This is a genomic window from Alphaproteobacteria bacterium, assembly GCA_030680745.1.
Lineage (GTDB): Bacteria > Pseudomonadota > Alphaproteobacteria > JAUXUR01 > JAUXUR01 > JAUXUR01.
The window spans coordinates 25094-37462 of record JAUXUR010000022.1; the positions used below are offsets into that span (position 1 = coordinate 25094).

Genomic DNA, 12369 nt, shown 5'->3' on the forward strand with positions numbered 1-12369 from the left:
AATGCAGCACAGGATTTTTAGCAGTTTAGGCATTGCGCTTTTACCAATTTTGTTTTTATCAGCACCATTTTTAATATATTTAAAATCCAATGGTGTTTCTTTTTGGGCAGATGGATTTCTACTAAGTTTAGGATTAAAACTATCAATCACTTATCTTATTTGCGCTCTTTTAATTTTTATAAGCGGTATATTTAAGGGGCTATTGATCGCGTTAAGCCTTGTTTTTTTTATTGATTATCAAATAAAATTTGATGAATTATATGATCTATTAGGTGCTAAAAGCGACTTTTTTGATTCCAATCGTTTTTATTGGATCTATGCTCTTGTTTGCATAGTCATTTTTTTAGTCGCATTTTATGTCTTTGTAAAATTAAAAAATACACATTACAAAGCATTGCTTGTTATCTTTGGTGCAATTTTTGTCTTTGTTATTTTTATACCAAATTACAAACCATTAGAGCTTTTTAAAGATAATCTAAGCCCTATCAACGATAGACCCAAAACAGGCCATTTGCCACCTATTGTAACGATTATCATGAACAATCATGGTGCGTTGGATACAATGCCAGACACAATACCTCAGGTTAAAGAAGCTAAAGATCAAATCATTAATTTTCATCAAAAACATGATTTAGTGCTTTTTTCTCATGGTTTATCGCAATATGCATCCTCGGATGATGCTGTTTCGAATCTTTTAAATTTTACGCAAGATTCGAAAAAACGTTCTTTTTTTGAAGGACAACGTAAATTTTTATCATTGAAGCAAAATAATTATTTTGGCTATCTCAATGATAAAGGATATGTCTTCAATGTATATCAGCATAAAGAAATAAATTTTTGTAATCCAAATCGTGGAAAAATAGGACGTTGTTTAACATATAATGAGGAATATCCGATTAATATGATGCATTATTTGCAAACGACTTCGGAGCGTCAAGATTTGCTTATTGATGAATTTTTAAGATCATCCTTTCTTATTAAAAATATAGGAAAATTCCTTAATGTTGAATTTGACCATTTGTTTCATTCAAAATTTTCTTTTGCCTATAATAAGAAACCTCTTAATTATCAATCCTTAAATCTCCTTAAAGAATTAAGCAAAGATCTTCTTGAAAAAGGCGATTCTCACGTTTATTTCGCGCATTTAAATTTGCCACAAGAGCCTTTTATGCTTAAAAAAGATTGTTCCATACGCCCTTATAGTGAAGGCTGGTATTTGACGAGAAAAGATCAAGACATTGTAAAATCAAATGAAATACTTCCTCAAAAAGCGATTTTTATGGCAGAACAAATGCAATGTGTATATAAAACGCTTGATGACATTCTAGAAAGCTGGAAAACCAAAGGCATTTATGATGATGTTACCTTGATCATTCAAGGGGATAAAGGTTTTGCCTTAAATAGCTTAAAATATCAATTAGAACTTGATCCAGCAAAAGCTTCTGCACGTGACCAAGATTTATATGCAACGCATTTTGCATATCACAAGGAACCTGCAAAATTTGGTACAACGGATGCTGTTTATTTAGCCAGTGATATTTTTTCAGGCCTTACAAAACTACATCCTTTTACAGAAGAAAAAGAACCTAATGTCTTTGCAAAAAGTAAAGAACATCCCGAGATATTGCAAAAAAGACCGTATATGGGTAAGAAAACGCAATAAATGCTCAGATTATGGACAAATTCGTCGTCAGGTCTGTGCCTTCCAATAATTCCATGATGGTTCTCGCCCTTTCTAGGCTTTGCCTCATAATTTGAGTATTTATGACTTAATAATCATGACGCAGGTTGCTGAACAAAATCTTTATGTTCTATTTTTCTTGCATTCAACTTCATTATAAGGCATATTCTGATGGGTTGGTAATGGGCGTTTTGCTCGTGAACCCGGTCAGATCCGGAAGGAAGCAGCCGCAACGAAATCAAAGCGGGTCGTTGCCAACTCATTTCATAGAAATATCCGCACAAAATTTGGCGATAAATTTATCCATAGAATGGGTGTGTACGCAAAGTGTCAATAGCCTATCGTGTTTTAGCCCGACAATATCGCCCCAAAATCCTATCTGAACTTATTGGTCAAGATGTTCTTGTTCGTATTTTAACCAATGCGTTCACCGCCAATCGTATTCCGCATGCTATCATGATGTCAGGCACCAGAGGTGTAGGTAAAACAACGACGGCGCGGCTTTTAGCACGTGCTTTAAATTGTGTAGGTGCTGATGGTAAAGGTGAACCAACGCTTAATCCTTGCAATGTATGTGATGCCTGCCAAAAATTATTAAACGGCAATCACATTGATGTCCTTGAAATGGATGCGGCAAGTAGAACAGGCGTTGATGATATTCGTGATATTATTGAAGGGGTAAAATATAAACCCGTTTCATCACGTTATAAAATCTACATTATCGATGAAGTCCATATGTTGTCCAAAAGTGCATTTAATGCCTTGTTGAAAACATTGGAAGAGCCGCCACCTCATGCTAAATTTATTTTTGCAACAACCGAAATAAGACGCGTACCTATCACCATCCTATCGCGTTGCATGCGCTTTGATTTGCGTATGGTTGATGCAATCACTTTATCTGCTTATTTGCAAAAAATTGCTTTTCAAGAAAATATCCAATTGGACGATAAAACTGCCTTATTGTTAGCACAAGCGGCGCAAGGTTCTGTGCGCGATGGATTATCACTTTTGGATCAGGCCATCGTTTATGCGCAAGATGCTATTAGCTTTGATCAAGTCAAACAAATGCTTGGGCTTTTAGATCGATCCCTTTTGTATAAATTACTTGCAGCAATTTTTGAAGGCAATCCTCAAGAAGCGCTTCTGTTGTCACAAAAAGCTTATCAAGAAGGCGCCGATCCGCTTCATATTTTGCATGATTTGCAAGCGATTTTGTACATTTTAAGTAGAGCGCTTATTGATCCAACTTATTTACAAAGTCCTAATGTTTTAGAATTTGACCGTGTGAATGGTCTTGAGTTATTGCCTAATATTGATATGCCGATTTTAATACGCGCATGGCAGATGACACAAAAAGGCATTGAAGAGCTTGCTTATGCTTTTGATGCATATCAATCTTTAGAGCTTATTCTCATTCGTTTGACCTATGTCGCAGATCTGCCGACGCCTAATGAATTAGTGCAAATGATGCAATCAATACCTGACGGATCGAGTACTGATTCAGTGCAGCCTGTAGACAATAAGCTAAAACAAAATAGCCCACAAACGGCACAACCTGAGACTTTTCAAGAAATTGTGACTTTGTGTCACGAACAACGCGAAATGATTTTAGCAATGCAATTAAGCGATCAAATCATACCCATTGAAAGTTCATTTGGGTTTTTGAAAATATCGCTGAAAGACACAGCGCCAAAAGATTTAACGATTAAATTGCAAAATTTTTTAGCTGAAAAAACAGGGACGCAATGGCAGATTGATATTGTTGCAGGACAATCTGGTAAGACTATTTATGAATTAGATCAACGTCGTAAAGAAAAAGAACTCAACGACATTAAAGCGATCCCAATAATCGCTAAAACCCTTGAAATTTTTAAAGATGCCACCATTAGTAAGATAGAAACGATCGACGAACAGAAGGATATATAAATGTTTAAAGATATGAATAAAATGATGCAGCAAGCCCAAAAACTACAAGAAAAAATGGCTGAAATGCAAGCAAAAATGCAAGACATTGAATCAGAAGGCAGTGCTGGCGGTGGGCTTGTTAAATGCACTCTCAATGGTAAAGGTGAAGCAAAATCTGTTACTATTGATCCATCTTTGCTTAAAGAAGATGAAAAAGAAGTGCTGGAAGATTTAATCGTCGCAGCCATGAATGATGCAAAAATTAAAGTGGATCAAAAGAGTCAAGATGAAATGCAAAAAGTTACAGGTGGTTTAAACCTACCTTTTAACATTTAATCAAGGTTCCATTATAAATGCACGGCCAAAATATTGGTCAACTTATTGATTTGTTTGCACGTTTGCCAGGTCTTGGCCCAAGATCTGCGCGTCGTTTGGTCTTGCATTTAATTAAAAAACGCGAATCCCATCTTGTTCCCTTGGCAAAAACCCTTCAAAAAGCCATTGAAAGCATCAAACATTGTAATATTTGCGGCAATTTAGACGGATGCGACCCTTGTCAAATATGCGTGAATCCTAATCGCGATCGTCATGTTTTATGCGTGGTCGAAGATGTCACAGATCTTTGGGCAATCGAACGCAGTGGCGCTTATTTAGGGTTGTATCATGTATTAGGTGGCGCCTTATCAGCGCTTGACGGTATCGGCCCCAGTGATTTATCGATCCCTGCCCTTTTAAAGCGTGTTCAAGGCATCGAGATTCAAGAGATATTATTAGCAACGAATGCGACGATGGAGGGACAAACGACGTCTCATTACATCGCCGAATGCCTGAAAGAGAGCAAGCCTATTTCGAGACTTGCTTTTGGTATTCCCATGGGCAGTGAGCTTGATTATCTCGACGAGGGCACATTGGCGGCTGCTATCAGGACGCGTCAAAAAGCGGCTTGAGATGCTTTTTATGGTACTTGTCATTTCTTTTAAGTCCGCCTCTCAGGTGGTGGACAAGTCGCAATGACAACCTTTTATTTGTTTTTCAAAACATTATATTGCAAAATCTAGTTTTCTTTGTAAAATGTCAGCAAATCTTAAGATTAACAAAATATAAAGGCTGGAAATGTCATCTTTCATCGTTAATAAGCTCAAAAAAATATGCATGATCATCGCCTTATGTTTTCCATTACAACTATGCGCTAACGATGATGAAAAAATAGAGTCTTTAAAGCAAAAATTTTTAAACCACATTAAAGTAATTGATCAAACAGATAGTGAAATACAAAAAGAAATAGAAATTGAAAATTTTCTTTGTTTTCTTTTAGATAAAAAAAATGAAAAACATCCTTTTTTCAACGTAACAATTTCAAAAAATTATCCAATTCCAATTGAATTGTTTAATGATTTTTCACAAGAAAAACTTAAGAAATTATTTAATACAATAAATCAAGATCATGAAAGTTATTCGTATTTTTTTAATAAATTTTTGTATTTTAAATTTTTATATGATCCGAATACTGAAATTGAACTTCTTAAAAAAATTATTGATAAGATGACTTACGGTAGTTCATATGAATTTATTTCTCTCGAAGAAGGTCTTGAATTTTTTGAAAACATACGAAAAATTTATTTAAAACATAATGAATTATATGAAAAATGTCTTAATTTGCTTAATAGATTGCTTTATTCCGCAAATGTCATGTTAAAAACGCAACTATTTTCTAAAATTGAACAAAATTTAGTTGAAGATACGAAAATCATGCCCCAAGATTCGGTTACATTTGATCAATTAAAAAACATATTTTTACTTTGTAATCAAACGCTTACAGAACCAATGCGCGATTATTTTATAGGTCAAAAAGATTTATTTATTGAATACTTAAGTTATAAAAATAATGAATTTCAAATATATGGTGAAGAATTTGAAGAACTTAAATTCACCCTTTATAATGAAGCTCTTTTAGACGAAGATTCCTCTTTTTCAACTTTTCAAAAAACACTCAATTATTTTCTTTCAGCATTACCAAATTTTTCATCTGAAAAACAATCCATTGTTTTTAACAACGCTTTAAAAGTTTTTAATGATTCATCTGATGTTGTACGACGAATATTGAGCATAGATATCTTAATGAATTTTAATATCCCTCTGAATAGCATTACTCAAATAAAAAATAAAACGTACTCTATATCCCAACTTCTTTTAAATAATGAGACATATCTAGAAGAAACAAAACTTGTATGTATAAATACACTTACTGAAATTATAAAAAAATATGGTCTTCCAAACGAATTAGATGATTTTTTGGAACATATACGCATAAGCACTTTGCCAACAATTAAAATGTTTTCACTTTACAATATATTGTGCCGAACAAAAATTAATGATATTGAAAAATTACAAAAACTTTTAAACGAAGTGCTTTCAACGCATCTGATTGATATTAATAATGATTTTATCAAACGCAAAATATATTTTCTTTACACCTATTATCCATATGCGTCCATCCATGAAAAAACGAAAATCATCAATGCAAGTCATGAACTTCTCAAAAAATACAAAAAATTGATTCATAATATAGAGGTAGAGTATCAGCCCAAAGATGAATGGTCTTGCAAATATATTTATAATGTACAAAGCTTTACTGAATATTCTTTTGATGGACAAAACCTTGATTTTAGTTTTAATTTAAACAAAGAATTTCCATCTTGTGTTGAATTTAGTCACCCTTACGCGCGCCGTACATCCAAGTATATTTCTTTTGATTTTTCTAAAATGACCGGCGTAGAACGGATAGAATTTTTAGAAATTTTTGTAGGATTAGCGTCTATCGATGATGTTGATCCTAATTTTATGAGCTCTGTCATTGTATTATTATGGGGTTATTTAAAAGATTTTTATAAAGATGATCTCGATCTAAATACAAATGACGCCTTTAAATATGATGTTGAAAATTATCTTTGTCCCCTTATACATGCTATCTTTAAAAACTCAGATTTTTTCTGTAAATATCCCACCTATTTAGATAAACTTATTGACCTTTATACTCATTTTGAATTTGATCATTCAAAAATGAATGTGGAAACTATGTTAAATAATCTACAGAAAATATGTTTTAGTAGAAAATATCATCTTGTGAATGAACTAGGACTGTTTTTGAAAATTGTAAAAATGATAGAAGACAAAGAAACATATAAAAACTTAATCATTAAAAAATCTGAAGAATTATGTAAAAACAGAAAAATAAACGGATTAGACTATTCAATTTTATTTAAACTTTCAGAACATTTTCATAAAATTGGATTTAAAGAAGAAGCGACTTCTTTTTTAAGCAACATTTGGGATCAAATTGATTTAGAACGATTAAAACAAGATATAGAATGGATTGATTTAAATTCTTTACCTTTTTTGCGTGAATTTTTAAAAGAAAAAGGCATAAAACGTTTTTAATGGTAGGTTAAGTATTTCGACATACGGAAGACATCTTACAACCAATTCAGCATGTAATATGCAATTTGTGCGTTATTATATCCACATTTTGAAAGAACTCACCTTCATGCTATCATATACAAAAATTAAGGAGCAGTGAAATGTCAGTCTTTATATCGAAAAATCTCAAAAAATTATGTACTCTTGCAATATTGCTTTTTCCTTTATCACTGTATGCCGCGAGTGAAAAAGAAAAGCTTGTAGATGAATTTATTATGGAATCGCATGGTGCATTGACACCAGAAGCATTTGAAGGATTGCTTAAATCAATGCCTAATCCGTTTCAAGATCAGTTTGCAGAAGAACAAGAAAAATTCAATAAAATTTATGAAAAGCATTCACCAAGGCTTGCACAAGCAATGCAAAAAAATCAATTGGCAATGATGCAGAAAGTCTTGAAGCCAGTTTATCTAGCCAATTATTCCGAAGAAGAGTTGAAAGGGATACTCGCGCTAAATAAAGCACCTGTGAATGAAAAAATGAAAAAAATCTCGCCTGAACTTATGGGCGCGAGTGGTCAAATTACCCAGAAATTCATGCAAATGTTTATGGGTGTTGGACTTGTTAAAACAATGCGTTTAAGTTTAGCTGAAGCACGTCAAAAAGGGTTAAATAAAGATCTTCTTGATAAGGCTGATGCTATTTTAAAAGAAAATGATATTAATGTTGAGGAAGCTGTTAAAGGATTTAACACTACAACAAAAACGACTTCAGTCTCCAGTGATAATTCACCAAAACAGAAACTTATCGACCAATTATTGGGATTGCAACTTTCAGAGCAACTAAAACCTATTTTTGGGATGATGAAAGCAGCCATCCCTAATAAATTTGAAGCTTTTTTTGGTGCTGATCAAGCAAAATTTAATGAGATTTTTGAAAAAAATCGTGATCAAATTGTTAATGAATTTTCAAAAAGTTTCATGGATAAAATGAAAGAAATCACAGAAGCTTTGTATATAAAGCATTTTAACGAACAAGAATTAGGCGAACTTTTAAAAATTCAAAATGATCCACTTACTAAAAAACAAATGGATGTGGCCATGAAACTCGCACAAATGGGACCTGAATTTGCAAAAACACAACAAGAAATGCAAAACCAACCCATTGTTGATATCTATATCGAAATGTTGGAAGAAGCAAAAAAACAAGGCCTTAAATCACCTAAAATTGATGAAATGATTAATAGCATGAAGACAGCTGAAAAATAAGCCATCTTATTTGAGCTATTTTAAGGGAGGTTTTTGTACCTCCCTTTTTTATTTTTCACACTATGTTATGCTTATATAATGCGTTGATTAAATCTTATATAGTCGATAGACATTGGAATGATACGCCGTCACGTTTTACTCATGCAGGGATGCACTTCGCTCGGTGTTTCTTGTCTGCTTCTCAAGTCTATTGACTGTATGTAACTAGGAGAATGGACGATGTTTAAAAAAATAATCATTATGCCTTTTGTCTTCTTAAGTATCGTATCAATAAGTGAAGCGTTTAAAATTCAGCTGCCAGAAATTGTGCGTAATGAACAATTTTTACCCTTGAAAACGGATTTATTTTTAGAAATACAAGAAATTGAAGCTAAGAAACTCAATAAGAATGTCCTTCTTATAACGCCTGAAAATTGGGATCACTTTGAACGTTTGTTTGTTGAATATCAATCAAATTCAGAGGATTGGATTTCACCTTTTGACAAATCAAATTGTCGAGAAATTATATTTTTCACAACGATGTTAGATATTGCCAGAATGCACTTAACATCCAATCATATTGATTTTTTACCTAAATTATTACCCCATTTACGAGCCTTATCTTTAAGAGAATATTGTGCTCAAAATGATCTTATTATGGCCATTGCAAAAATTGAAACATTAGAAGAAATCGATCTTTGGCAAAATCATGCAACCAAAGAAGGTGTTAAGGAATTAGCTTTGTTGCCTAATTTAAAAAAGTTGAATCTTGGGTTTAATGATATGCATCACACTTCTCTTTCTTTTGAAGAAATAAGAAAAGTGAATAATTACGTTCAATCACTCGAGGACGATTTATTGGCACTAAATCAAAACGTAACACCTTTATCAAATATAGAAGAAATGCGAAAAAAAGTGCTTAATGAAGAAATAGAGCAATTAAAACAAACTGCTATTGAAGCATTATCAAAAAACAACTCACTTCAAGAATTAGATTTAACAGGTACACAGGTAACGAAAGAAGAGCTTAAAATTATAGCAAATATGAACAAGCTTAAACGATTAAATCTTACAGCGAATTATCTTCAAAACCAAGGTGCTGCAATCATTGCTGGAATGAACAATTTAGAAAGTTTGAACGTTACTGGTAATAAAATTACGGATATTGGGATTAATTCATTGTGCCTAATGCACGATCTTAAAAAATTAGATCTATCACGTAATCAGTTTTCAGATGCTGGTGAAACCGAGCTTTCTAGAATGCATTGGTTGAGAAAGCTAAAGATTTCAGAAAACGATTTTGTTGAAAACGATTTCATTCATGTTCGTAAAATGCCTGAAACGTTAGTTATAGGATTGGATGATCAAGAGGATTGATTGTAGGCGAAGTTACAAAACCTGTCTGAAGATTGAATATAAAAAAACCTAGCCCCGTAGGGCTAGGCTTAACAGTCTGAAAGCAATAGATTACTTTACAACTACTAAATTAACAGCAGCTGTTTTACCTTTGCGATCTTGGGCCAATTCATATTGAATACGTTGCCCTTCTAATAGTGTTTTAAGACCAGCATGTTCGACTTTAGAAATGTGAACAAAGACGTCTTGTGATCCATCTTCGGGAGAAATAAAACCATAACCCTTTTGTGGATTAAACCATTTAACAGTACCGACAGCCATAAAAACTCCTTTGGCTTAACTTAGGTGAAGAAAGCTACCGACGCCAAAGAGGTAGAAAACATGGTCTTAAAACACGTGCTTCCAAACGAAAAATCGTAATACTATGGTGCCAATAGGGAGAATATGAGATTTAGGTGAACATCGTAACGTTACACTCAAGCCTTACACACTCTAAAATAATGCTACCTCAATTACTATCCAAACTGCAAGAGAATTATCCAACAAAATAGAAAAACATGAAAAAAAAGTTTATTTTGTTAAAAATAGTGGTATTTTTAGAGTGGATGCTGTCATTTTTACAACGATGCCTTATAAAATGAGCATTGTTAGACCTATGCCGTTCTTATTTCAAACTATGGAGATCGTTGGATTTCGGGATGTCACAATGCTTAGATATGATAAATAGGTTTTCATTGCGCAACATTTATATTTTGATCTGCATGTTGAAACAATTCGAGTATAGCATTAAGTGTATTTTAAAATGCAGTCTTATCGATATAAAGATTATTCGCATTATTTTTAGAGTATAAATTAGTTGCTATAGCTTAGGTAAATGTCTGTAAGTTTTCGATTATACACATTGCCCTTAGAGGAAAGGATGATGCTTTCTTTTAATTTTAAAAAATATTTTTCCCAAATTAAAAAACATGCATTTTGTTCTCTTTTTGTTCTTTTCTTTGTCCTTGGATTTTGTTAGTATCTTTTGTATGATGTCGAAGTTGTTGTCATGTTTAAAAAAATATGGAAAACGTAGACATAAAGTTGTAAAAGCGAGGTCATTATGGACAAACAAAAAGCACTAGATTCTGCATTAAGCCAAATTGAAAAAGCCTTTGGTAAAGGGTCGATTATGCGGTTAGGGCAGCAAGAAAGTGCTGTTGATGTTGATGCGATTTCAACTGGATCGCTAAGTCTTGATCTTGCTCTAGGTATTGGTGGCTTACCACGTGGTCGTATTGTAGAAATATACGGACCTGAAAGTTCTGGTAAAACAACACTTGCATTGCAGGTTATAGCTGAAGCCCAAAAAACAGGCGGCATTTGTGCGTTTATTGATGCTGAACATGCATTGGACCCTCATTACGCGCGTAAATTGGGTGTGAATACAGATGAATTATTGATTTCTCAGCCTGATGCTGGTGAGCAAGCCTTGGAAATTGCTGATACGCTTGTACGTTCAGGATCAATTGCCGTGGTTGTTATTGATAGTGTGGCAGCTCTTGTCCCTCGTGCTGAACTTGAAGGCGAAATGGGTGATACCCATGTTGGTTTACAGGCGCGTTTAATGAGTCAAGCTTTACGTAAGTTTACGGGTTCTATTTCACGTACAGGTTGTCTTGTTATTTTCATTAACCAAATTCGACATAAAATTGGCGTCATGTTTGGTAGTCCTGAAACCACAACAGGTGGTAATGCGCTTAAGTTTTATGCCTCTGTTCGTATTGATATTCGTCGTATTGGTACTATTAAAGATAAAGAACAAGCAATTGGCAATCAAACACGCGTAAAAGTTGTTAAAAATAAAGTAGCGCCACCTTTCCGTGTTGTTGAATTTGACATTATGTTTGGCGAAGGTATTTCAAAAACAGGCGAATTGATTGATCTTGGCGTTAAAGCAGGTGTTGTAGATAAGGCGGGTGCTTGGTTCTCGTATAAAGATCAACGTGTTGGTCAGGGTCGTGAAAATGCTAAAATCTTTTTAAGAGATAATCCTCAGATTGCCGCTGAAATTGAAACAACAATTCGCGCGAATGCCGTAAGTGTTGCAAGCACGATGTTGGGTGCTGCTTCTGCTGCTGGCGATGATTAATAAAATTTTCGTAACGAAGAAATATTATTAGGGGATGTTGACATTTCATAAAGGAATCAAACAGCGCATTGAAAATATACAAAATTTCGTTGTTGCGCGTTTTCCACCACCTAAAAGAGGCGGACTTAAAAGGAATGACAACTACCATTCGTTATTGCGAGGGGCCCAAATTTAAAAGGGTCCCACGGCAATCTCCTTAGCGGGGGTTCGCGATGACGATGTGGGGTGGTTCGTCATTAGAAGAATGCCCAAGTGTTTTTGCATGAGGACGTACGCGGTAATCTATACTTTTGAATGTTGTGATAAAAAAATGAGGATTGCCACAAACAGCCTTGTTTAAACGCTCGACTATTTTCGTGATAGACGATTTTTTGTATGCTTTTCAACATATTGCATTAGATAGAGTGTGTTTTTTTTGTGAAATTTGGCTTCGTTTTTGGTTAATTAAGGTGTTAAACATCCCTTATATAGGAAGAGACTCAATCTACGGGACAAAAAATGAAATTGCTTCGGTTTCCCTCTCCCCTTGTGGGAGAGGTCGGCGCGCAGCGACGGGTGAGGGGTATCTAAAGCGTTTACAAAGAGCAACACCATCATGCCATAATCTAAGCATTGCCAAACAAATAATAATC

10 protein-coding genes and 1 other RNA gene are annotated in these 12369 nt (G+C 34.0%); 10 read left to right on the forward strand and 1 reads right to left on the reverse strand.

Going from position 1 to position 12369, the window contains the following annotated elements; genetic code table 11:
• Window position 1: 1 nt before the first annotated feature.
• From Q8L85_01670 to Q8L85_01705, 8 genes are all read left to right on the forward strand, one after another.
• Window positions 2-1663, forward strand: coding sequence for a hypothetical protein (locus Q8L85_01670; GenBank protein MDP1723396.1), 1662 nt, complete (start codon window positions 2-4; stop codon window positions 1661-1663).
• Window positions 1664-1851: 188 nt separating this feature from the next.
• An RNA gene (gene ffs / locus Q8L85_01675) (signal recognition particle sRNA small type) lies at window positions 1852-1948 on the forward strand.
• Window positions 1949-2008: 60 nt separating this feature from the next.
• A complete protein-coding gene (gene dnaX, locus Q8L85_01680; protein MDP1723397.1) occupies window positions 2009-3607 on the forward strand; it encodes a DNA polymerase III subunit gamma/tau in 1599 nt (532 codons plus the stop codon).
• Entirely contained in the window at window positions 3608-3922 is a 315-nt protein-coding gene (locus Q8L85_01685; protein ID MDP1723398.1) for a YbaB/EbfC family nucleoid-associated protein, read from the forward strand. It begins immediately after the preceding gene.
• A gap of 17 nt (window positions 3923-3939) precedes the next feature.
• A complete protein-coding gene (recR, locus tag Q8L85_01690) occupies window positions 3940-4533 on the forward strand; it encodes a recombination mediator RecR (protein MDP1723399.1) in 594 nt (197 codons plus the stop codon).
• A gap of 166 nt (window positions 4534-4699) precedes the next feature.
• A complete protein-coding gene (locus tag Q8L85_01695; GenBank protein ID MDP1723400.1) occupies window positions 4700-7024 on the forward strand; it encodes a hypothetical protein in 2325 nt (774 codons plus the stop codon).
• A gap of 140 nt (window positions 7025-7164) precedes the next feature.
• Window positions 7165-8271 (forward strand): hypothetical protein, encoded by a 1107-nt coding sequence (locus Q8L85_01700; protein ID MDP1723401.1) that lies wholly within the window; start codon window positions 7165-7167, stop codon window positions 8269-8271.
• A 219-nt stretch (window positions 8272-8490) separates the two neighbouring features.
• Window positions 8491-9627: a hypothetical protein gene (locus tag Q8L85_01705; protein MDP1723402.1), complete on the forward strand. Its 1137-nt coding sequence runs from the start codon at window positions 8491-8493 to the stop codon at window positions 9625-9627.
• Window positions 9628-9717: 90 nt separating this feature from the next.
• On the opposite strand, the gene Q8L85_01710 is transcribed toward Q8L85_01705, so the two are convergent.
• Complete coding sequence (locus Q8L85_01710) at window positions 9718-9927, reverse strand: cold-shock protein (GenBank protein ID MDP1723403.1); 210 nt, start codon at window positions 9925-9927, stop codon at window positions 9718-9720.
• A gap of 781 nt (window positions 9928-10708) precedes the next feature.
• Here Q8L85_01710 and recA point away from each other — a divergent pair.
• Both recA and Q8L85_01720 read left to right on the forward strand, forming a co-directional pair.
• Window positions 10709-11737: a recombinase RecA gene (gene recA / locus Q8L85_01715; GenBank protein ID MDP1723404.1), complete on the forward strand. Its 1029-nt coding sequence runs from the start codon at window positions 10709-10711 to the stop codon at window positions 11735-11737.
• Window positions 11738-12054: 317 nt separating this feature from the next.
• On the forward strand, window positions 12055-12369 hold a 315-nt coding region (locus tag Q8L85_01720), incomplete at its 3' end, for a hypothetical protein (protein MDP1723405.1).